The 21,792-nt window shown below is 61.2% G+C and carries 22 protein-coding genes and 1 tRNA gene; 7 read left to right on the forward strand and 16 right to left on the reverse strand.

Translation table 11 applies throughout. From position 1 onward, the window contains the following. A tRNA-Thr gene (locus tag HNO88_RS07615) sits at window positions 1-76 on the forward strand. Between the two features lie 153 nt (window positions 77-229). Here the strand turns inward: HNO88_RS07615 and HNO88_RS07620 are convergent. Both HNO88_RS07620 and HNO88_RS07625 read right to left on the reverse strand, forming a co-directional pair. Beyond that, window positions 230-841: a hypothetical protein gene (locus HNO88_RS07620; RefSeq protein WP_184243732.1), complete on the reverse strand. Its 612-nt coding sequence runs from the start codon at window positions 839-841 to the stop codon at window positions 230-232. Then, the gene (locus tag HNO88_RS07625) at window positions 834-1,034 is read right to left on the reverse strand and encodes a hypothetical protein (protein WP_184243734.1); all 201 of its coding nucleotides are present in this window, start codon (window positions 1,032-1,034) and stop codon (window positions 834-836) included. Before HNO88_RS07625 ends, HNO88_RS07620 begins: the two co-directional genes overlap by 8 nt. A 494-nt stretch (window positions 1,035-1,528) precedes the next feature. Between HNO88_RS07625 and HNO88_RS07630 the strand changes: the two genes are divergently transcribed. Then, window positions 1,529-1,702, forward strand: coding sequence for a hypothetical protein (locus HNO88_RS07630; RefSeq protein ID WP_184243736.1), 174 nt, complete (start codon window positions 1,529-1,531; stop codon window positions 1,700-1,702). A 569-nt stretch (window positions 1,703-2,271) separates the two neighbouring features. Next, complete coding sequence (locus tag HNO88_RS07635; RefSeq protein WP_184243738.1) at window positions 2,272-2,916, forward strand: hypothetical protein; 645 nt, start codon at window positions 2,272-2,274, stop codon at window positions 2,914-2,916. Between the two features lie 142 nt (window positions 2,917-3,058). Here the strand turns inward: HNO88_RS07635 and HNO88_RS07640 are convergent, their stop codons facing one another. Next, window positions 3,059-3,883, reverse strand: a complete 825-nt coding sequence (locus tag HNO88_RS07640) for an outer membrane protein (RefSeq protein WP_184243740.1) — start codon at window positions 3,881-3,883, stop codon at window positions 3,059-3,061. 348 nt (window positions 3,884-4,231) lie between these two features. Between HNO88_RS07640 and HNO88_RS07645 the strand changes: the two genes are divergently transcribed. Next, window positions 4,232-4,624, forward strand: a complete 393-nt coding sequence (locus tag HNO88_RS07645; RefSeq protein ID WP_184243741.1) for a PilZ domain-containing protein — start codon at window positions 4,232-4,234, stop codon at window positions 4,622-4,624. Between the two features lie 223 nt (window positions 4,625-4,847). Here the strand turns inward: HNO88_RS07645 and sciP are convergent, their stop codons facing one another. Next, window positions 4,848-5,156: a CtrA inhibitor SciP gene (gene sciP / locus HNO88_RS07650; protein ID WP_184243743.1), complete on the reverse strand. Its 309-nt coding sequence runs from the start codon at window positions 5,154-5,156 to the stop codon at window positions 4,848-4,850. 406 nt (window positions 5,157-5,562) lie between these two features. Here sciP and HNO88_RS07655 point away from each other — a divergent pair, with 406 nt between their 5' ends. Both HNO88_RS07655 and HNO88_RS07660 read left to right on the forward strand, forming a co-directional pair. Further along, a complete protein-coding gene (locus HNO88_RS07655; RefSeq protein ID WP_184243745.1) occupies window positions 5,563-5,904 on the forward strand; it encodes a PilZ domain-containing protein in 342 nt (113 codons plus the stop codon). Window positions 5,905-6,288: 384 nt separating this feature from the next. Then, window positions 6,289-6,918: a DVUA0089 family protein gene (locus HNO88_RS07660; protein ID WP_221419899.1), complete on the forward strand. Its 630-nt coding sequence runs from the start codon at window positions 6,289-6,291 to the stop codon at window positions 6,916-6,918. 69 nt (window positions 6,919-6,987) lie between these two features. Here HNO88_RS07660 and HNO88_RS07665 read toward each other — a convergent pair whose 3' ends face one another. The 7 genes from HNO88_RS07665 to HNO88_RS07695 all read right to left on the reverse strand — a co-directional run bounded on the left by HNO88_RS07665 (window position 6,988) and on the right by HNO88_RS07695 (window position 12,929). Continuing rightward, window positions 6,988-7,914, reverse strand: coding sequence for a cellulase family glycosylhydrolase (locus tag HNO88_RS07665; protein WP_184243749.1), 927 nt, complete (start codon window positions 7,912-7,914; stop codon window positions 6,988-6,990). 292 nt (window positions 7,915-8,206) lie between these two features. Next, entirely contained in the window at window positions 8,207-9,298 is a 1,092-nt protein-coding gene (locus tag HNO88_RS07670; RefSeq protein WP_281383993.1) for an acyltransferase family protein, read from the reverse strand. 262 nt (window positions 9,299-9,560) lie between these two features. Continuing rightward, window positions 9,561-9,899 carry a hypothetical protein gene (locus HNO88_RS07675; RefSeq protein ID WP_184243752.1) on the reverse strand — a complete coding sequence of 113 codons (339 nt, stop codon included), beginning with the start codon at window positions 9,897-9,899 and terminating at the stop codon, window positions 9,561-9,563. Between the two features lie 51 nt (window positions 9,900-9,950). Next, the gene (locus HNO88_RS07680) at window positions 9,951-11,702 is read right to left on the reverse strand and encodes a hypothetical protein (RefSeq protein WP_184243754.1); all 1,752 of its coding nucleotides are present in this window, start codon (window positions 11,700-11,702) and stop codon (window positions 9,951-9,953) included. 296 nt (window positions 11,703-11,998) lie between these two features. Next, window positions 11,999-12,139, reverse strand: coding sequence for a hypothetical protein (locus tag HNO88_RS07685; protein ID WP_184243756.1), 141 nt, complete (start codon window positions 12,137-12,139; stop codon window positions 11,999-12,001). Further along, on the reverse strand, window positions 12,136-12,432 hold the full coding sequence (locus HNO88_RS07690) for a hypothetical protein (protein ID WP_221419887.1): 297 nt from the start codon (window positions 12,430-12,432) through the stop codon (window positions 12,136-12,138). Before HNO88_RS07690 ends, HNO88_RS07685 begins: the two co-directional genes overlap by 4 nt. After that, window positions 12,429-12,929 carry a M15 family metallopeptidase gene (locus HNO88_RS07695; RefSeq protein WP_184243760.1) on the reverse strand — a complete coding sequence of 167 codons (501 nt, stop codon included), beginning with the start codon at window positions 12,927-12,929 and terminating at the stop codon, window positions 12,429-12,431. Before HNO88_RS07695 ends, HNO88_RS07690 begins: the two co-directional genes overlap by 4 nt. 128 nt (window positions 12,930-13,057) lie before the next feature. On the opposite strand from HNO88_RS07695, the gene HNO88_RS22980 reads away from it, so the two are divergent. Further along, complete coding sequence (locus HNO88_RS22980; RefSeq protein WP_376768762.1) at window positions 13,058-13,339, forward strand: CrpP-related protein; 282 nt, start codon at window positions 13,058-13,060, stop codon at window positions 13,337-13,339. Between the two features lie 283 nt (window positions 13,340-13,622). Here the strand turns inward: HNO88_RS22980 and HNO88_RS07700 are convergent, their stop codons facing one another. From HNO88_RS07700 to HNO88_RS07720, 5 genes are read right to left on the reverse strand one after another with little or no spacing between them, the layout of a single operon-like run. Next, entirely contained in the window at window positions 13,623-13,985 is a 363-nt protein-coding gene (locus tag HNO88_RS07700; RefSeq protein ID WP_184243762.1) for a hypothetical protein, read from the reverse strand. Next, window positions 13,985-14,374: a hypothetical protein gene (locus HNO88_RS07705; RefSeq protein WP_184243764.1), complete on the reverse strand. Its 390-nt coding sequence runs from the start codon at window positions 14,372-14,374 to the stop codon at window positions 13,985-13,987. Before HNO88_RS07705 ends, HNO88_RS07700 begins: the two co-directional genes overlap by 1 nt. Before the next feature lie 12 nt (window positions 14,375-14,386). Continuing rightward, on the reverse strand, window positions 14,387-14,929 hold the full coding sequence (locus HNO88_RS07710; protein ID WP_184243766.1) for a hypothetical protein: 543 nt from the start codon (window positions 14,927-14,929) through the stop codon (window positions 14,387-14,389). After that, window positions 14,926-18,348: a hypothetical protein gene (locus HNO88_RS07715; RefSeq protein ID WP_184243768.1), complete on the reverse strand. Its 3,423-nt coding sequence runs from the start codon at window positions 18,346-18,348 to the stop codon at window positions 14,926-14,928. The genes HNO88_RS07710 and HNO88_RS07715 overlap by 4 nt, the downstream gene beginning before the upstream one ends. Next, window positions 18,345-21,722: a D-Ala-D-Ala carboxypeptidase family metallohydrolase gene (locus HNO88_RS07720; protein ID WP_184243769.1), complete on the reverse strand. Its 3,378-nt coding sequence runs from the start codon at window positions 21,720-21,722 to the stop codon at window positions 18,345-18,347. Before HNO88_RS07720 ends, HNO88_RS07715 begins: the two co-directional genes overlap by 4 nt. Window positions 21,723-21,792 lie beyond the last annotated feature (70 nt).

The following is a 21,792-nucleotide window of genomic DNA, read 5'->3' on the forward strand; positions in this document are numbered from 1 at the left end:
GCCGGCTTAGCTCAGTTGGTAGAGCACCTGATTTGTAATCAGGGGGCCACGGGTTCAAATCCTGTAGCCGGCACCATGGATTTCTGCCATTATCTATGACTTCTCCCGATGCGCTTGGTGAGGGTTTGGCGGTCAAGCACCCACCATGCACCCGCGTTGAGAGCATGGTGCTGATGATCGCCGAGTCGGGAAAGCCCCGGCGAGGGCGAACCCAGGCCGGGGCAGTGTGTCAGTTGTCGTTGAACTCAAGCTGCCGGTCGAAGACGCGGGGGCGGGCGTCGCACCCGCTGCCCCAAAAGCCCCGTGCTAGCGCCCGGTCCACGTCCTCAGGCTCAACCGGGCGGGCGCAACTCTTGTGCTCGTCCTCGGCGTTGTCGGTGTCCTGTTCGTCGCCGCTCGGCTCACTGTCCGGATCACTTGCCGCACGGTCCCCGCTGAAGCCCATCAGGGCACCTCGGGAGAATACCGCTGCGTCATCCTCACCAGCGCCGCAGCGATCCTCGTCGTCATCCTCCGCCGGGTCGCAGTCCTCCACGTCCTCCAGCATGACGCCTCGGGCGGGGTGGATGAGCTTGCCGTTCAACTCGCCAGCGCGGCGGCGTGAGGCGGACAACGTGTGCCACTCGCACCAAGCCGGGTCGCCGTGCTCGTCGCCGCTCAGCTCATAGTCGGATGTGTCGTTCTCGAAGTCCGGGTCACCGTCGATGAGATCCAGTTGCGTCACCAGGGCCTCGATGGCGTCCGCCAGCTTCTCGCGGGCACGGTCGGCTCCCAAGGCTCTACGAAGGTCCCCAGGGGCTACGTAGCGCCGTCCTGCGGCCTTGATCTTTACCTCAAGCATGGCGCGTCCCCCTCAGTGCCTCGGCAAGGCCGAAGAGGAAGAACCCGATGTCGCGCTCGCGCTGGTCTGGGCTGTTGAGCAGTGGGCGCAGGCGCTTCGAGAGCCTTACTCGCGCAGCGGCATGCTTGGCGGTGTCAGGGAACAGGATCGGCGCCATAGCAGCGCCTTCCTTGGACAAGTCGTGTCCTGTCATGATGGTTACTCTCTAGAATGGCTTTCCACAGCCAGACCGCAACGGGCGGTCGCCGGGGGGTGGAAACCAGCTAGAGACTGGTCGGCAGCGCTTTTAAGTTTTCACTCTGGACATGACGCACCGCCCCCGGCTATGCAGCCGAAGTCGACGCGCCGCCAAGCGCTAATCGTCATTCGACAGCAAGCCTCGCCAAAGGCCGCTGCCGCTCTAGTCCGGGTTTCCACACCCGCCGGACGAAATGCCTCAGAACAGAAACAAGCGCAAGCCTCCCTCGCCAAGGGGAGGTCAAGCGCGTTTGTTGCTGCGGCAAGTCGTCTGGGATTATCCAGCTGATGCTGAGGGAAGCATCAACCTTACCAGTCGCTCTGCGTCTTGCCGTCAAGGTAAAGCGAGCGGCGTGGACAAGCGGGCCGGTGTGTATAATGTCGTTGGAGTTGGCGTCGAGCTAGGACCAACGTGACGGTAAACGGCACTGCAGAATTGGTGGATCAGTCGTGACAGCAGATCTCGTCACCCGCGCCTTCGAGCTTGCACGCAGTGGCAAGTACCGTGAGCTTATAGAGATCGAACGGCAGCTTACGCGTGAGAATTACTCGAACGTGGGTATGCACCTCAACGGCCCTTTGCTGCGGAAGCAACTCAGGGCCGCAATGGTGGCGGCTAAGTGACGGGTCGTGCTTCGTGCTGACCGGATGGGTAATCGTCTTCGCACTAGCCGCTACCGTAGCGATTTTTGACGTACTTTACGCAGATCGGGTGATCAGTACATATGGTCGCGTCTTTCTCGGAACTTTGGCTCTCGTGATCATAGCGGTAGCCATCTGGAACTTGTGAGTAGGGCCACCTTGCCTTGCACAAACGGCTCGATGCCGTCAGGGCCGAGGGCAACGCGTTCGAGGCCTTGGAAGACGCAGAGCTCAGCTGGGCGAGCTACTGATGGCTGACCGCTTCCGCATAGAGGTGTTCGGCCGTCCGCGCTCGCCGTGGCGCGATAGCCAGGAAGAGGCGAGCGCACGTTATATCGCCTTGAAATAAGCCTTCTACGAAGCCAGCCCGCGCGAGTGGTTTGCGAAGGTGAAGGTCGGGTCTGAGGTGCACAGAGCTGCGCGCGTCATTTACGCGTCCGTGACGTTGGTTGTGAGTTAAGTTCGATCAACCAAGCCGCTTGAGGAGGCGGTAAATTCTTAGCGGCATTTCCTGGACCCACGCGGACGTAACCCGCGGGGGGTATTAGAAAATGAAAGTCGCCAAAATAAAGTCACGCTGTCTCGGGCTGCGCGGCAACGCCGATGTCGTGCGTTTGGCTTCAGCTGCAATTGTCTCTTTGGGCATTGTCAGCTCTGCCGTGGCGCAGCCACTTGCCAAGCCGGTATCGATCCTGCCAGCACCTGTTACAGTTGCGGCGGTGCCTGCAGCCGATGAGCCCTTACGCCAGGAAGTTACAACACCGGCTCCGGCTCCGGCGGCCCTCAGCGACGCGGCGTCCTGGAAAACCGGGCCAAGCCGTGCTGAGAAGCTGCGTCGTCTTGAAATCATGCTGATGGTCACCGCCCTGCGCTGCCGCAACACGAGTGACGACTTTCAGACCGACTACGAACGCTTCGAGGCTCGTCACCTGGCGGAAATGAACGGCGCCGCCAGCGACTTGCGCAAGCAATTCGTCAAAGAACACGGCGTCCTTGGAGCCATTCGCGCACTCGACGAGGTGAGCACATCTATTGCCAACTCTTACGGGAATGGTCACCCCTGGCTTGGCTGCCACGATCTCAAGGCGGTGACCCAGTTGCTGGTTGACGTCGAGACCACAGACACACTGGTAGAGACAGCGGATCAACTGCTCGATCGCGAGCGTGCGCCGCAGTTCGCGCTAGCAGTCCGCTGAGCAGTCGCAGACAACGGCGGCTCGCGCAATTGCGGCAGATACAAAGCGGCGCTTGAGCAGGTAAAGGGCCGGTAAGGGCATGCCCATGTCGACGCCGGAAACAGAAAAGGCGCCCCAGCCGAAGCTGGAGCGCCTGATCGGCTTAAAACTTGTAGTTGATCCCTGCCCGAACCAGATCAACATCGGTGCGGACGCGCGAGTTGTACCCGCCAATCGTGGCGCCACCATTTACGCCCGGGAAGCGCAGATTGCGATAGCCTAGGTCGTAGTGGAGGTACTCGGCCTTCACGGTAACGGCGCTGGAATTGAAGAAGTTCAGAAACGACTCGGTCGGCATCGCGAATTCTACACCACCGCCGTAGACGCCGCCAAGGTCGGTCTTACGGTTACGGCCGGCAAAGAACGGCGTGTCGCCCGCATTGGGGCCGTAGTAGATGGTTTCCTGATTGATGCGGCCATAGGCAAGGCCACCAGTGCCGTAGACGAGCAGGCGATCAAAGGTCAGGCCCAAGCGAGCGCGTACGGTGCCCAGGTAGTCAAGCTTTCCGCGATACTGATTATCACGCGTGACCGGCGTTGCTGACGGCGTGCCGAGCGGGCCAAAGTTGGTCGTGTTGCTCAGGACCTCGCTCTTATCGAGATCAGTATAGGCGAGGTCGGCCTCAACGCCGAGAAGCAGTCCTTGGCGAGCTAAATTGTAGCCGATCTGCGCGCCGCCGGTGAAGCCCTTGTCATTGACGGTGTTGGCGACGGGGCGGAGGCCTTGGTTCAGCGCATTGGTGTTGTTCGGCAAATCGCCGGTGGTGTCTCGAAAGCTCGTGTCACCGTTAATCGCGGCACCTGCATTCACGCCGACGTAAGGGCCGCTCCAATCAAATCCATCTACCGACTGAGCTACAGCGGCTTGGCATGAGAACAGGGCAGCAGCTGTAGCTAGCAGTGCACAAACGTGGGCAGATCGACGCATTCGCAATATCCTTATCGAGAGTTGTCGATACGCCTCCACGGTTCATCAGGTTCCCGCGTTCCGCAGTTCTTACATGACTATGTACTAACCTGTGTTGTTTGAGCATCACCAGGCCTTCAGCCGATAAGACGACTTCGAAGCTAAGTAGGACTGGCTCGCCTCTGCCTGGTGGAGAGCTGTCACGTCCGTACTCTACCTAGCAACGAAAAAGGCGCCCCAGCCGAACCCGGAGCGCCTTCCTCGATGGCAGGGGGATGCCACCGCACTATCGTAGCGGGGTCGAGTGAAAATTCGAGATACCCAGCCGCTGATAAGCAGTTGTTAGGTCTCGGCGAGGTAAACACGAGTATGTTCGCCAGCCGCCTGCCGCTGCCATCGAGATCCTACACAGGTCGCCGCGCGAGCGCTCGACTACGCACGCGTTTACCGGCCCGAATGGTGCTCCTTGGGGGCACACAGCACTGTGTTTTGATCGACCTTTCTCTGAACGGCGCACGCATTCAGACGAGCACGCCGGCACGCCTTGGAGACGAGGCGGTGCTGATTTGGGGCAGTTTCGAAACGTTCGGCCAGGTGGTTTGGGCAACGGACACACACTGCGGACTTGCCCTGTTTGAACCGATCACAGATGCTCTCTTGCTTGAGACCCGGCAGCTGGATCAAGTCGCGCGTCTTCCCGAGGATCGGGACCTCACAAGGCAATCTGCGCAAGCATGGGCACAAGGAAAGGCCAAGCTGTAGACGATTTGGTCCAAGTACCAGTCGGCGCTGATAAACAGCTTCGCCGTAGGAGCGGACTGGTGCCCGCTTGGGACGATGGCACCAGTCCTAACTGCACCGTGGACAGGCATCTCGGGTGTGCAGCTGTGCTGGCTCTAACGGGATATGTAGCTCCCACAAAGTAAAAGGCGCCTCAGCTTGCGCTCAGACGCCTCTCGTTGCCGGCATTGCTGTTGGTTTGACCTCAAGCAACCTCGCGCCGGTTAGCCCGCTCGTGCTTTTGCCGGTTCTGCTGAGCCTTCGTAGCGCGAAGCCCGGGCAGACCGTCTCGATCAATGGCGCGCTGCCACGAGACTAGTTCTTCAAGAGACAGCTCGTAGCGGTCGCATGCCTCGCGTGCCGTCAACAAGCCGCCGATCACAGCTGCAACAACCTCAGCCTTACGGTTCGCCACCCACCGTGTGGTCCCACGATTTGGGATGTTATCTAACGTCAGTCTTTCACCTCGGAAACCAACTACTTCGGTTATCGTCTCAATCTCACCAAGCGCCATGCTCTATCTCCCCAGATCTTCAAGGCGTCTAAACTGCTGAGGACTCACTACGCCTCAAGTGTTAAAGACATATATCTCGAGGTGGTTAACAGGACAGTTAACGAGCATCTGGCTGCATCAGCCTGACGATTACGGCAGCCATGTGTTGTGAAACGCCATAGACCATTAAAGATTAGAGATAGAATTCTGATCGCACAACTCAACTAACGAGGCGATCTCTTCGGCAGCAGAACGTGCTTGTAGCCGTACGTGGCTAAACTGCTTGCGCACCGCCGAGTTCCAACGATCTGGCAGCCATAGCATCCAAATTCGACGAAGCGGTGCCGGGTAGCGATCAACAGATTGGTAACAATTGATTGCTACACACTCCGAAGATCGCCAGGGGCAGGGCGACAGGGGTCGCAAAATGATCGAAGCATCGTCGCAGGTCGGCAGCTACGGCTATGCCACACAGGAAGACAGATCGTCGCCTCGGATCCGAGTAGCTATTCCGGGTCACCTTCGTCCTGCCGGTGGCAAACGGCTTGTCACCAACACTCGGGACATCTCACTCTCCGGCTTCGCTGCAATTGCGATAGCCCGCTTGAAACCAGGCACGAAGTGCTGGCTCACCTTGTCAGGCATTCCGTCGCTCGAGGCAGAGGTCGTCTGGTGGGAGGGAGGCGTCGTTGGATGCGCTTTCACGAAACTTATTGATGCAGCAGCTTTCTCGGACCTACTCGAACGGTGGCAGCGCCCCCGGTCCTGACGGGGCAGCGGTGCGTTAACGGCTTGGCGAGCCGCGCGTGACGGGGTGCTGCAAGGCGTCCTTCAATTGCCGTGCTAGGAACACGACACCCCCGCTCCGGCCTAAAAAGCGGGTGATCCCCACCTTTACGAAAAGGTCGGAAATTCTGACCTTTTATCCAGCCGTGCGGACGTGCCTCGTAGGTGGTGAGTCCAGAGCGCCAAAATGGCAGAGAGCAGCACCCGAAAGCCGCAGAGTTCTGCCGTGTGGAGGGAGCGAGTCCAGCTCAGGAGCAGGGGCTTCCCTGCGCTAAGTCCACGAAAGTTTCTGTTTCGTTAGCGATGATCCGGTGATAGCCTCTTGGGATAACAGAGGGTCGCATCTCACTTCAACAGGGAAACCCGTATGATGAAGCGACTCGCATTAGCCATTACAGCAGCTGCTGCTTTCTCATCACCCACGCTCGCCGCTGATCTGTCGTTCGTGGGCAATTTCAGCGATGGGAATGATGTACAGCTGTTTAATTTCGTCGTTGGGGCTCCATCCACCGTAACGCTCCGCTCATGGTCCTATGCAGGTGGAGTAAATGCTCAAGGAGCGACCATTGATCGCGGAGGCTTCGACCCTATTCTGGCGTTGTTCGACGGAAATGGTTTCCAGATCGGCCAGAACGATGATGATCAAACAGGGACAGTAGCGCCCGACGCTGTCACCGGAGAACAGTTCGACGTTTTTCTGCAGCGCGTGCTCGATCCGGGCAACTATACCGTATCTATCCAAGCTTACTCGAACTTCGCAATCGGCCCCAACCTTTCCGACGGCTTTGAAGGCGACGGCAGCCTCACTGACGTGACGGGTGATGTTCGGAATAACAAATGGGCGTTCGACATCCTCGGCGTTGAGTCCGCCACGCAGGTAGGCTCTGTGCCGGAAGCCTCAACTTGGGCCATGATGATCATGGGCATCGGCTTTGTTGGCTATGCCATGCGCCGCCGCAACCCGGCTGAGGGTCGCAAGCCTGCGCTCACCGTCTAATCGTTGCAACATCAGGGCCGCCACGCTCGCGTGTGCGGCCCTAACCCTCGTGTATCGCTCAGCGCCGCGTTAAAACCGCTTCCACTCCGCAACCAGTTTGTTGAGCAATACACTAGGCTTGCCCTTTCCTGGCCCAGTAAGACCGAAAAGGTAGCGCGGGTGCATCGCGAAGTTGCCGAGCGTCCAGAACGTGACCGCATAGACCGCAGGGCTCTCCTTGATCTTGGCGACAGCGGCTGAGCGCACGGCATCGCACGAGGGGTCGGCGCTGAACGCTAGCTCGCCAATGATGACTCGGTATCCGTTTGCCTGAGCATGCCTTAGGACGGGGTTGAGGCGATTGGCCGAGCCAGGCACGCACGGTGCTTCCGTGCCGCTGCCCCACTTGTCGAAGTAGGTGTGCGCCTCGAAGTAGGTGCGCTTAAGCGGATCTTTGAACCTGAGCACGTGCGGCCCTTGAGCTCGGTCCCAGGTGTTCGCCGGCGAATAGCCCGATCCTGCCACCGAAAGCCAGTTCTGAACGCCGGCCGCACGCAGGTCCGCCACGACGGATTGAGCAAACGGCCACCAATCAGCACCACGCTTGTGAGGCTCGTTTTGCAGGCCGAGTATTACGTCAGAGGGCAATTCCCGCGCGATGTTCGCCCATGCAGACGCCAGCGCCGTTGGGTTCGCCTGCGCCCCGTAGCTATGATCGTCGATGAGCGGCCGGATACCTGCGGCTCGCACAGTTGCGACGGTTACCCGTAGCGCGCCGAACTCGATCGGATCGAGGTATCCACCCGGGGCGACTCTGTCCATCTTGAACGGAATACGAGCGACCTTGACGCCGCTCTTGACCGCAAGAGCGATGTCCTCCCGTGTTGGGGCGATGTGAGACCACCCCAGCCTGCCTCCTTTGCTGGCTTCAAGGCCAGACAAATTGACGCCGAACAGGGGCTTGGCGGAGACAGGTAAGGCGGCGAGAGCGAGGCTGACGATGAGTAGGGTGCGCACGGCAAGCTCCTAGTTGAGGCGACAGGCGACCGGCCTGCCTGCGGTGATCATGGTCGATGCCAGGTAAGAAAATGGCGCCCCAACCAAAGCTGGAACGCCTTCTGCTGGATTACAGCACGTGTCGCATATACAAGAAGTTGTCGGTTCTAAACGCCGCTGACGTTCACACTCCCGTTAGCGCGCTTGGAACCGGCAACCATCCACAGGTACTCGGCTCGCATGTACCTGAACATGCCGCGCTCGCCTGCGACAGGCCGGAACGCGCGGGCTTGCCGTCGTTACTATGAGCTGATCAGGGCAGTGCTTTACGCGCTTGCCATGGGCGAACAAACCACTGACACGCTCTGTCCGTCGCCGCGAGCAAAGCGCGCTTCTGACCAAGTACAGGCTTCTCGACCAAACGCCACGAGCCAGTCGCAAACAAGCCGGAAAGACCGAGAGTGAGCACGAGCAGCAAGGGCCAACCCATTGTCTCACCCGAAAGTTCGTGGATCGTTCGTGCTATGGGGAAGTGGAAGAGATACACTCCATACGAGATATCGCCGAAGGGGATCTTCGGAAGACGAAGTAGCCCGATGTACACTGTCGCGTAGGTTAGAGGCATTGCTGCTAAAAACACAAGATTGGGTACATATAGAAACACATAAGATAGGATAACTGATCCCGCGAACAGCCCCGGTGAATGCCGGAGGGAATGGCGGAACAGGTAAGCCAAGCATCCGCAAAGAAAGGCTATTACGAGCATTCGGCCAGGAACGTTCCAGCTGGTCTCGTACCAATCTTGCCACACTGCGCCGATCGTCATGATCACTATGAGAGCAGACAAGATCGACAGAAACATGCGCGGACGCGTGACCAGACCGAGTAGACCAAAGACCACAATGGCGATGTAGCACTCGAGCTCGAAAGGTATGGTCCAGAGTTGAACGTTCAGCGCCTTACCTTCGAACACTCCCGGCAGGGTATAGTGTATGATGCCGAACATATTCAAAAGGTAAGCGTGAAACTCGGGTGACGTTACGTATTGCTTGATAGGAAGAGTAGTGACGAGCGCTCCGAGCACGAAGGCACTAAGTAACACTTCGACTATCAAGGCGGGGAAAATACGCGCCACTCGCAGCATGATAAATTGCGGGATGGAATTGCGGCCTAAGCTTCCGGTGACAAGATAGCCAGATAGGGCAAAGAACGACGGCAATATGAAGCGCTCGATCGGCCCAAACCAGGATTGCCACATCCATTCTGAAAGGTCGTGGTTGCCGATGTTTATTGCATGCACCACCAGTACCGAAAGAGCCAAGCCGACTCGTAGATAATCGAAGCCGGTTGTGTGTTCCTTAGAAGAACTCACAATATCGTGAAACGTTGGGCTCGTTCGATACATACGTACTCCGTGGCGCGATCGTCTCGGTGCCACCCCCGGCTAAACGAGAGTGTTAAGGCAAGGATTTCTCGACTTTTTGCCATGGCGGCAAATGGACGAGCATTGAGCCCTTACTTAGTGAGGGCTTCGCGACTCACTTGCGGTTCGTAGACAAACAAGGCTTCAAGCGAAAGATTTTTGTGCAGTGCGGCATTCGGCTGATATCGGAGCATCTGCGATAGGCGGGGAGTAGGGCGGTGACCATGAGATCGCCGCCCTACGCTCAGCAGCCCGACAAACCGGCGCAGGCCTTGTCGTACGCGGGGCCGAAAGCAGCGACCTGACGATCGAAGGCCGCAGTGTCGCGCTTCTGGTCGGCCGCTCGGGCGTTCGAGTAGGCACTCTGCGCCCGGGTAAAGTCGGCCTTCACGGCATCCCGCGTGCCGGGCTCGGCGTTCCAGGCGTCCACAAGGGTCTGCATGCGGGCCTGGAGAACCAGCAGCTCGCGGCTCGGCTCCGCTACGGGTGCGGAGTTGGGCTTGGTCGCCATTGCCAGAGCAGGCGAGGCGATCGAGGCCAGAACGGCCATACAAAGAGCAAGAAATGCGTATATGATCTTCATGGTACTTCTCCGTGGTTGATGGGCAGACAAGCCGGTCTGCCAGCGGTCGGGTTAGAGATTGCCCGCGCGGATCGCGTCGAGGTGGCGCCCAGTCGTGGCGGTTCCGTTCGCGCTGGAGCGGACGCCTACGAAGCCACCGGCCCAGTACTTGCCGTTGTAGACCGAGTTCACGAGCGTGAGCGTACCGCCCTTCGGCCCCAGGTACGTCTTCAGAAGCGGACCAACCGCCTCGAAGCGCATAGTGAGGCTCGATCCGGGATCGGTCGGGGTGACGCTGTTGATGCTCGTCGCCGTGCCGTTTCTCATGCTGGCAATGGCAGCCGCGCCACCCGGAGTGTACGCCATTCGGTAGCCGGAAAGGGCTGTTTCGCCCTGTCGTAGATGCCCACGAAGGATGATGTTCCAATCGGTGTTGACCGCCGTTACCGCGTCGATGTCGATCTCGACATACTGATCGCGGCCTCCCCCAAGAGGGATATACATGTAGCCATTGATGCTCATGTAGGCCCTGCCAGCGGCAGTGACGATCATGTCCGCCGTGCTTATGGAAGACCAGTTCTGGCCGGTGTTGGCAGCGCGAGTCTTGATAGATTGCCCGACCACCGTGTTGAAGTCGTCGAACAGGGTTTGGCCGGCCGCATAGGTCGGAACGTCGCCCGCCGTGACGCCGCGCAAGGTCGCCGCACGCAAGCTCGGGTGCGCCGCTTCGTAGCCCGCAGGCGTGAAGTGCGTTCCGTCGAGCGCGAACGAGATGTCCTTGAACACGAAGTAGTCATCGCTCGTTGGGTCTGTCGATAGACGCATCCCGCTGAGACGGACAACGTAGTCGATCAAGCCATTGGACAGTGCCGTTTCCTGGCTCTGCCGCAGTAGGTCGGCCTCACCCCCTCGCGCCCAACCTGCATTGATCGGCGTGTTGACGGTGCCACTCGTGGTACGGGGCGAAGGTTGGACAACCGAGATATACTCGGCGCCCTTGCTGCGTGCATAGGCCCAGAACTTCTGCTTGGTAGCGTAGACGGTCGCTGCCTGCCCCGCACTCGGAGCTTGCCCGATGTCGTTCGCAGCGAAGTTCTCCATGAAGTCGGTAAACCCGACCATGTAAGCATCACGCAGCACGCCGGTCGCATTCGCGGCCCCGGTCGATGCGTCGATCCATGTGGTCATCGTGGTGCCATGGCGAGCCAAGTTCATCATCGGCACGGGGTTGAGACCATAAGCGTTCACCGCCCGGCGCGAGTACCCGCCCCGTGGCGAGGTATCGGGATCGTCGCCCGTATCCGCCGAAATGCTGTCACCAGCGTTGATGTGCGCCTTGCTGCTGTGGAGGCCGTAGACACACGAGACTGTGTAGCCCTCGTTCGAAGCCTGCCCGCCTGTTTGTGCCGGGATCGCGCCTGTACCTAGGGCAATAGGCGTTCCAGTGGGCGTGAACTCAAGAGAGGCCTCACCAGCCCCGCTGGCATGGCAGTTATAGAGCTGGTAGGCCGTGGTCTGGTCGTTCGCGATCAAGCTATCCGTCTGGACTACCAGCAACTCTCCCCGCAGGAAGTTATAGGCCGGGATGCCATAGAAGTCCGCTGCGGTGATGTTGTCGTGTCGAACGCGGATAGCACCTGCGGCAAGGACTTTGCTTGTGGCCGCGCTGTTGTCGAACGTGGCGACCTTCGACTTGGAGCCGTCGAGGGTGAGATAACCATGCTGCAGAATGGTGACGGCAGCGGTATTGAGGTCATCGCCAGTTGGGCCTGTGGAGGCGTTGTCAAACGTACCGTACAACCAAGGCGAGTCTGCGCCGATCATGATGATCTTGCGCGTCGTCTTCTGCAGGCGCCCATTGGACTTCTGGTTAGCGGTGAGAACCGGGATCGACGTGCCGTAGGTGAGGATGCGCTCGCTGGGGCCAGGAGTTGGCGTAGGCGTCGGAGTGGGCGACGGGCTTGGAGTAGGCCCAGGCGTAGGTGTTGGGTTTGGGGTGGGGGTTACGCCACCCGAGGAAATGTAAGCCGCGCGAGCACGCGCCTGGCGGTTCCGGTATCCGGCCATGGTTCAGTCGTCCTTTCGTGATTGTGCGGCCGGATCGGCCAGGCAGTTGGCGGTCAGATCCGCGGCTTCTTCGTCTCGGCCTTGATCGCCTTCACGACGGGGCCGAGGGCAGTGACCGCGCTGATGACGAGGCTGGGGTTCTTCTTGGCGACCTTGACCGCTGCGCCGAGCAGCTTGCCGATGTTGATCTTCATGCTTGTTCTCCGTCGTTTGCTGGTGGGTTCGGGCTGCTGATGGGGCTCGAGTTCGAGAGCGCGGTCGTGAGATCGCTGCGATCAGCGTGCTCCCAGATCGACTTGATCACGCCGATGACTTCGCGGAACGACAGCAGGAGCGCTGTGAACATGCCGGCGTCGACCACCGGCACCTTGCCGTCGGGCGTGACCTTGGAGATCATGCCGTCGAAGGTGTGGGCGATCAGCGCTAGGATTGCGGTGGCGAGCAGCGACATCGCGATGATGCCGGCGAGCTGGACTGCGCGGCTCATCCCTTGCGGCCGATCTGAAAGTGCGGACCATCGAGGAAGTCCGGTCCGGGATGCCGCGCGGCGTACTGCTTCACCGCGAGCTTCATGCCGGCTTCGGTGCCGGGCAGATCGTGCATCCAGCGGTCCCAAACGCCGCCCCAGTTCATCTTGTCGGCGACTTCGAGTTGCGCGGCAGCGCTGCGCACCGCGAACGCGATGGCGTAGCAAGGCCCCCACTCCCAGCGGAACTCGCCATCGATCCAGGGCACCAGATCGACCGCGTGCCCGAGGCGCTCGGTGGTGTGGCCGAGCCGGTCGACTGCCGGGATGTGCATCGAGTTGAGCGTCTTGGACGCGCCGCTCGCTACCAGCTTGCGCTGCCGCTCCATCGTGCGGACGCCCTCGTAGACGCCGAAGTCCTGCGTGGTGATCTCGATCGCGCGCTTCACCACGGCGACGAGAACGGGATGCACGCCTTCGAGCCGCGCCAGCGAGCGCTGGCCCAGAGCATAGGTCATCAGAAGATCCTTCCAGCAATTTAGGTACAGTTGCGGCTCGCGACTTTAGCGCCGCTTTAACTCTGACCCGTTGGGCAGGCTTAACTTGTCGCTCTTAGTGCAGGCGGCAGGGGGTATTTATGCGTCACATGCTTGTTTCTGCGGGAGCTTCCGCGGCTGCGATTGGCCTGAGCCAGTTAGATAATCCGTTCCTTGACGAGTCCGAGTTCCCGCGCATGACTGGAGAGCCGATCTCGACTTGGGCTAACAAGGTTATCGCCTGGGACGAGGGTTGGAAGATTGCACGTCGGATCGCAGCGGATCTGGATCTTCGTGCGCACCTAACGGCTTCAAGGCCCGACGAGGCCATTCCGGTGATCGAGCCGATAGTGAGCGCTGTCCAACAATGCCGGCTTGGCGAAGCCGCTTAGACCCGTTGTTAGCCTTTACTTAACCCCACCAAGCCATATCGAACGCGGCGGTGGGGAAGTACTATGTCGCAAGAACTTATCGAGCGCTGCGCGGTAGCGCACGCTGCAAAGCACAAGCAAGTAGCCGAACGGTGTGCCGATCATGGCCTGTCGCCAAAGGGCAAGATCGAGACCGTAAGTGAGTTCCGCGCCCGGGTGCTTGCTTGGGACTCCGGTTGGTATCCGCCCAAGCGGTAGGCTGAGATCGGCGTCGACATGCCGGCGGCTGGTCCGTTCGCCTCAGCTAGTCTCTCTCTTCTTCAATCCGCTTAGCGACGAGTCGCACCAAGGCGTTGATCTTCGCCTCTTCCTGGCGCCGGGTGCCAGCCTTGTCCTCGGCGTGCGTGTCGCGGTAGCCCGTCCAGAAGTAGATCGTGCCGAACAGCAGGATGGCGAAATGCCCCATGACAAAAATCCACTGATCGGGGTCGTGAGGTGGCGGCACGTACCCCATGCGGCCGATGCCGAAGCACATAAACGCAACACCTAGAGACGCGAACTTTAGCCGGCGCACCTGCGGCTCCGCAGAATGGGTGCCGTGGTCCAGCAGTAGCGACATCAGCACGAAGTAGCCGAGCACGATCACGGCGTTGATGGCGGCGAGCATCAGGTGCTCTTCTTCGACCAGGGCAGCGAGAAGTCGAGGTCGCGAACCCGATCGACGCCCTTCTTGGACCCGAGCCCTGCGATCATCATGGCGGCCTGGACCGGCAGATCTTTCACGTACGGAATATGAGGATGGAGGATGGCCGTGAGCAGTCCCATGAGCAGTGCGGCGAACAGCGTCGCCCACTTGTCCATGCGGTACTCCGGCGGCGAGAAACTCATGGCAATGAAGCCAGCAGCCGATGAGAAGCACAGTCCCATGGCGAGTACGGGCATCGGGATGGTCACTCCGGCCGCTTTCAGGAACTCTCCAGACAGTCCGGGGGCGGAGGGTGCGATAATCCCGGCCCCGGCCGTGGCCGCTGCCGAGGCGAGATAACTAAGCTTCATGCCGCCCTCGATTTAGGCAGAGGCGGTTTCAGCCGACCCTGGTGCTACAACTTCCTGCCAGTCGATCTTTGCCGCGGCGGCGAGTTCAGCGAGGTTCGTGGCATTCGCGACTGCGACCTTGGCCTTGCGCCGTGCGGCCTCGATCGCAGCACCGAGCGGGCGCCACTGATCGGCTTGCGCCACCACCTCGGCTGCGAGATCGGCAACGCTAACCCCTATTGCTGCAGCCTCGGCGCTCAGGAACACCGTATCGCTGGTGTCGCCTGCAAGCACGCGGCGTGCCTCAGCTTCCTTCTGTAGATAAGTGGCCATCTGCCCTGGCGTGTTCGTGATGAACATGGAGCGCACCTTGTCGGCGTCGGCGTCGATCGAGGCAGCGTAGGAGACCTTGATAATGTCGAGATCGAGAGGGCTGGTGTAGAAGGCAGCGAACGGGATGATCATCGCCGCCTTGCCCTCAGGCAGCGTCTGCACCATCGCGGCGCCTTCCGGCCCTTGCGCTCGGTGCCCTTCGGCACCCGTCTCGATGTCATAGACCACGTAGTATTCGGTCACCGCTTCAACTCCGTGATGACGATGGTGCAATCGACGTAGCCCGGCCCGTCAGGGCTGCTGCCGTCCTGTGAGGTCTCGAGCCTGACGGCCACCGGCCCATTCGAGCCGCCCCACAAGCGGGTGAGGCTGTAGGTGTTCGACTGGTTGTTCTTGCCCAAGCGGACACCTGCGTTCACCAGCACGCCGCCGATGTAGAGGTCGCCCAACGCCCTGATTGCGGAACCGGCCGGCACATCGACCACGCCTGACACCGTGATCTGCAAGGTGGACTCAGAGTTGCGCGGCTGATGCGTCAACTGGAACGCCGCGCCGAGATTGCCTGCCTGCGTCATGGCGCTGGTGGCCGTCACCGCGTTCTGTTGGAGCTTGCCGGTGATGATTGAGCCCGAGACAATCAGGTTGCCGCTGATCGTCAGGTCGCCGATGATGTCGACGCCCGACATCAGGTTGCCGTTGTTGTCGAAAGCGTAGACGGTGAGCTGCGCACGCCCGTTGCCTGCTACTGCCTCCTTCGACCAACGAGCGCCACTCACACGGTCGAAAGCGTCCGTTGCCACCTGCGATATATCGTTGAGGCGCGCGCTCTGCCCGCCCGCAGTGACCTGCAGGATCTGCTGCAGCTGCCCCACCGCTTGGCCATTCGCCGCCGCAAGCTGGGCCGTTTCCGTCAGTTGGGCCTGGGCGGCCGTAAGTCCGGCGCCGCCGCCACGCGGTGTGTATGGCGCTGGCGCATTCGGCTCCGCAGGTGTGATCGCCACCATGGGGCGCATCGCAAAGAGCCAGGACAGGAAGTTGTTCTGGTTGGCGAGGTACTGACCCTTGTGCAGCACCAGCCTGACGAAGCGCGCGCCGGACGGAGCAAGGCCTTTACACCAGACCCGCTTCCAGCCGTCGAGGTTCTCCCAGCCGGTAAACGGCGCGCCTACGATCTCGCTTGAAGGGCCTTCCGAAAGGAAGCTGCCATCCCCGCCACCCCACTGTAGCCGGATGTTGTTGAAGCACTCCCGCGCCGCTAGATCGGCTGATCCTTGCACCCATTGCCCGGGCCGAACAGCCATCCAGCCACTGACAATATCGGCAGCGCGGTCCCCATTGGGCTCTAGGCACAGCAGCCCGAAATAGCGCTCGCCGGCAACGGTGAACCCTGCATTGTTCACACCCCAAGAGAACGAGGCCGGCGTGCTGGTGATTAGATCAAACCCGGCTTTGCCGTTGGCGAAGTCGGATGATGGAATGAGGTTGCCCGGCGCGGTCGAGCCGTAGCTTGCTTCGAGGGTCTCGGTACGGGTGACAACGGCGTTGGTGTCCGATGCCGCGGCAAGGCGCACTTCTTCGATGCGCGCGCGAGCATCGCTAAGGCCTGCGCCGCCGCCAGAAGGCTTGTAGTTCGTCGGCGCGGTCTGACCCTCGGTGGCGAGCGCCAGCATCGGGCGAAGCATGAAAGCCCAGGAGAGATTGCCCGCCTGGTTCGCGAGGTATGGGCCCTTCTCCAGCACCAGCCGCATAAAGCGGGCGTCAGCGGGTGCTTGGCCTTTGCACCAGCGGCGCTCGAAGCCGTCGAGATTGTTGCTGCCGTTCGGCCCTTTAACTGCGGGCGTGGCCGGGCCGTTGCTCAGATAGTTGCCAGCAGCGTCGCCCCACTGGATCCGGATAGCTGCCGTGCATTCACGAGATGCAAGATCCGCCGATGCTTGTGCCCATTGCCCCGGCAGCACAGCCACCCATTGGCTTACGACCGCCGCGTCGTCATCGCCGTTTGCCCGGAGGCCCAGCAAGCCCATGTAGTGGGCGCCTGGGAACGCGATGTCATCGGCGTTGTCGATGCCCCAATTGAAGAACTGCGGGGTGGACGTGATCAGGGCGAACCCCGACGTGCCGTTCGCGAAGTCGCTGCTCGAGATCAGGTTGCCACCGATGTCGCTGGCTTCGATGTCATTGATCAGTTCAACGACGGTGGCGCCCTCAGGGATGACGCCGATCTTGGCAAGCAGTCCCTGTGTCAGTTCATCAATGTCGTCGATTGTCTGCTCGACCGCTTGCAGGCCTCCGGTCACTTCCAGTGCCGGCACGCCGCCGACAGCCATAGTGTCCTTCGACGTGTTCTCGCCGGTCACGTCCGCGTTGTTGTCAGGCTTGGTCCCGAGCGGATCTGTCACGTCGGGCCATGCCGCGCTCGCCGTGAAAGGCTCGACCTTGCCCGCAGTGCTCAGCCCTTCGACCGTCAACGACAAGCGGCTGATCATCGTGTCAACGGCGATCGAGAAGTCGCTGAAGAACCCGTAGATTGTCAGCGCCTCGATGCCGTCGGCGCCGATCCACAGCGCCGGCCGGCCGCGCACCGCAGCAATGCGGTTGGCGACCAGATCAATTGCGTCCGTCCGCAGCACCGCCTTGACCGACATGCGCTTCGCCCAAGCCCGCTCGACTACGGTTACCTCGCCGAAGTCGTCCGTCTCCTTTCGGCTGAAGTCGCTGATGCTGGCAGAGGGCGACGACTCTGTATGGCCGAGGCCAACGAGCTTACCGACCAGCAACGTGCCGATCGACTTCGTGCCCGAGCCAGCGATGGTGACCGAGATGGCTGCAGAAGTAGCGGGCAGATCAAGGAAGCTGACGGTGCCGCTGGCGTTCGGCGCGGCAGTACGGTCGAAGCCCTGCGTCTGAACGCGCACGGTCGTAGCGGTCACGTTCAGGAGCACCAGCGCATCAACGACGCCGACGCCGATGGTAACGCTGATCGCCGCAGCGCTCGACGTTTCCGATCCGAGCGCCTGGTCGAACATGGCCCAGCGGTTCGTCGGGCCGATGTCCGTCCACTTGCCCGAAGCGCCTGCCGGATCGTTGCCGACGTTGCTGGCCGCGCCGCTCTCGTAGATCCGGTGGGTAGCAGCCTTGATGACCCGCGCGCCAACCGAGTAGTTCGTGCCTGCCGACCACTCGGGATAGTCGTTCTCAGGCACGTTGCTGGCGAGCAGGTTGTCCGTGCCGAGGACCACCGGCTGCACCACCATGAGCTTGGAAGGTTCGTCGCCCGGCGCCGGGTCGGTACCCGGGTCGACGAAGTCTTCTGTCGCCGCGAGCCCTTCCACCGTCAGCGTGCAGTAGCTGATCGGCGGCACGTTCAAGTCGATCGCGAAGTCCTTGTAGAACCCCCGGAAGTCGAGCCAGCTGTAGCGATCGTCAGCGACCCAGCGGACCGGTGTGGCACGAAGATCGGCCAGTTGCCGCTGCAGAGCATCGACCTGATCAAACGGCACGATCAGCTTGACTGACATGCGCCGGGCAAACCCGCGCGGCACTACGGTGGTCACGCCGAAGTCGTTAGTCTCGCGCCGGCTGAAGTCCGAAATGCCGATGGTCGGAGCGGCGTCGGTCTCCCCCAGGTCTATGCTGGAGCCGTCGTCAAGAACAACCCTCATGCAGCTTGCGCCACCGAGATCGCGTCGCCGGCCGGGGTCACATTGCGCAAGATAGTCGTGGACGCAGCGGTGTTCCCCGCGATGGCAGCAAGAGCAACAAGCAGCTGTTGAAGCATGGCCGCCAATTCCTCCCGCGTTTCGCGCATCTCTGCAGCCGTCGCTTCCGACTGAGCGCCACCGCTCGGCAGCCCGGTGACCTGAGTTGCGGGAGCGCCCGCAAGGCGCGCCACGCCTTCAAGTGCCGCGGCCGTCTCGGTCTTCACGCGATCGAGTTCCTGCTGACTCCTGGCCGCGTTCTGCGCCGCCTCGATCAGCGACTGGCTGAGATTAGCGAGCTTGCCCGCAGCAGCCTGGTCGCCGCCGCGCGCCGCGCCAACGGCAGCGTTGAACTGGCCCTGCAGCGCCGCGAAGCTGTTCGCGCCATCGGTCCCGGTGAGGCCGCGAATACGGTTCACCTCGTCCATAAGGTCCGCGCCGATCGACGCCCACGCGTCCCGCAGCTGGTCAGCCTTGGCTGCAGCCTCGGCCTGCGCGTCGGTGAGCTTCTGCTGTGCTTCTGTAGCGTCCTCGACGGCGTAGAGGCGCTGGAGTTCGGCGCGCACGTTGTCGTTCAACGCGTCCTTCAACTCCTTCGTGCGCGCGATCAGCTTGACCGTGGCGTCGTCGCCCTGTGCCTCGGCGATGCGCGAGCGGATGTCGTCTAGCGCGTCCTTTTCCTTATCGAGCGCTTCCTGGCGTCGGATCGACAGCAGCTGCTCGAGCTGCGCGTACTCTTCCGCCGTAGCGCCGGCCTCCTTGAACACGACGCGCAGCTGGTCGAACTGCTTGTTTACCTCATCGAGAGCGGCCCCGACCGGATCGGTGATGCCCTTCAATTCGGAGAAAACGCCCTCAAAGCTCATCGCCTTCTGCAACTGAGCCTGGAGATCGTCGCCGGCCTTGAGCAGGTTGTTCGTCGAGTTGCGGATGCCGGTGATTGCGCCGCGCTCGATGGCCTCCTTCATGGCGTACGCCGCCGCTGCCTCAGCATCGTCGTCGAAGTCGACCGCGCCCTTCTTCTTCTTCAGCGAGGTACCGCCAGTGTTCACGCGGTAGTCGCCATGACGCACACCGACACTGATGCTACCGAAATCGCCGAGCACGCCGCCGAGCTGGGTGGCGAGATCCTTCAAACCGTTGAAGATGCTGTTGCCTGTCTGCAGCGCCGCCTTCTCAGAGGATCCGCTATTGCCGCTGGTAGCTGAAACGCCGGCGGAGGTGAGATCGACGCGACCCCACTTCACCTTCTTGAACAAGCCGCCGACTACACTGCCCAGCACGCCACCGAGCATCGAGCCGAGCGGCCCTGCCATGCCGCCCAACGCCTTCCCGAGCGAACCGCCTACGGCCTTGCCAATCGCATCGCCTGCCATTTTGCCGAGGCCGCCGCCGATGGCACCACCAACGGCAGAGCCCGCCTTCTGTGCGCCAGTCTGCTTACCAAACACCAAGCTGGCTGCTGCCATACCGGTGCCGGCATTCTGCAGCACGTTGGTCATCATCTTGGCGAACGAGCCCTTGCCGCCGAACACCTTGTCGAGGGCGCCGACGATCTCGTCCCGCAGTACCCGAATTTGGCCGAGACCATTCGCATCACTCGGGTCGCGCCATTGAACATTGCCAAGCGTGCGCATGAGGCTGCCGAGCGGTCCTCGCGAGCCGCTCCAGTCACCGCTGGTCAGACCAGCAAGGGTTGCTGCGATGTCGCCAAGGCCGCGCCCGCTGGTGCCGATGTCATCCAAAAGATCGACGGTGTCGCGCAGCTCGTCGTTCCAATAGGCCCACGCCTGCTGCGCGTCTGTCGCACCCTCGACGCCTGCGTTAGCCGACTTCTCGACCGTAGCGATGAACTCGTCCCACACCCGCTGCTCGGCCGCGAGGAAGCCCGGCAGCAATGCCTTGGCGAGCGCGCTTTCCATCTCGTAGGAGGTGGCGAGAATGTCGGTGCGGAAGCGCTCTAGTTCGTCCTTAGCCTTTTCGGCGGCCTTAGTCGCCGCCTCCGCAGCATCGGTCTCCAGCTTCGCCACCTGGTCGGGCGCAAGCCGCTTGACGCCGAAGGCAATATGGAAGTGATCGCCGTGGCCCTTGTCCCCTGGGCCGAGCAATTCCTTGATCTGCACACCCAATGGCGCCAGCGCCGCGCGAATGCCGGCCTTGGTGAACGGACGGCCGCCGACGCTCAGTGGGATGTCGATCGCTTGCCCGGTCAGGTGGTAGCTGTTCTTCGCGCCCTTGACGGCGTCGTTCACATCCTTCGTGCGGAAGCCGCTGGTGATTGGCGCGCCGAGCGCTTTCGCTATCTCCGCGCCCGTTACCTTAGCAAGCTTGATCGTCTCGTCGGCGTGCTTGCGGTTGGCTTGGCTCGCACGTTCCAGCGCGGCCTCTTCGCCTTTGCCGAGTTCTGTCAGGCGGGCAGTGAGTTGGCCGACACTCTTGTAACGGTCTTTCGCTTGCTTCTCGAGCTGATCATAGCCAGCCCGGGTCTTTGCCGCAGGATCGACGTTCATCTCGGCGATGGCGGTCGCCACTTTGATGGAAGCCTCATTTGCCGCATCGGTCAGATCCCTCATGCCTGCCGCATTCTTGGCGATCTGCTCCCGCAACGACTCTGCCGTACGCATCGCACTCGACCGCGCTGCTTCGCCAGCTTCGGACTGAGCACCACGGGTGGCGACCGACTGAAAATATTCCAGTTCCGCAGCAAGCTTTTGCCGCGTACTGATCGCAGTCCGAAGGTTGGACGCAGCAACAGCTGCCTCTTCCCGGATCATATCGAATGTAATCTGGCGATTGTTCTTTTGCTGGTCAGCATAATCTCGCGCTGCTTTCGTGACCTGCTCCCAAGACGACTTGCTGTCGCTCAGCACATCCACGAACGAGCGCTGCCCCTTCTCAGCCTTCTTAGCAGCGTCATCTGTGTCAAACAGCTTAACCGCGAAGGTCGCAGCAAGGCCAATCGCAGAGGTGAGCGCGATGCCCCACGGACCCCCAAGGAACGCTGCAAATTTGCTCCCGCCAGCGGTGCCCGCGTTCATCCCAGCAGCGACGTCTGGCAACTGCATGGCAAGAGCCTGGATTAGGCTGGTTCCTGCCATGACCTGTTGACCGACCTGGCTCATCTGAAGCGAGAAGCCGCGAGCAGACCCGGAAGCCTTGTTGAGACCGCCGCTCATGCCGGCAAGGTTGTCGTTGGCGTGGCGCGCACTCTTGGCGATGTCGCCCGAGGCATCCTTCACCAAGCGGCGAACCTTGTCCATGTCGGCTTGAAGGCGCGCCACCTCGGCAACGATTTCGATGCTCAGCCGCCCAGCGTTGCCGGCTTGGATGCCTGCCATGTGAGCCTCCCACGCGAAAGACGGCTCGTAAGAACCGCTCTAGCTACAGTAGATAATGTGAGTTATTGCC

The organism is Novosphingobium chloroacetimidivorans (assembly GCF_014204535.1).
Taxonomy (GTDB): Bacteria; Pseudomonadota; Alphaproteobacteria; order Sphingomonadales; family Sphingomonadaceae; genus Novosphingobium; species Novosphingobium chloroacetimidivorans.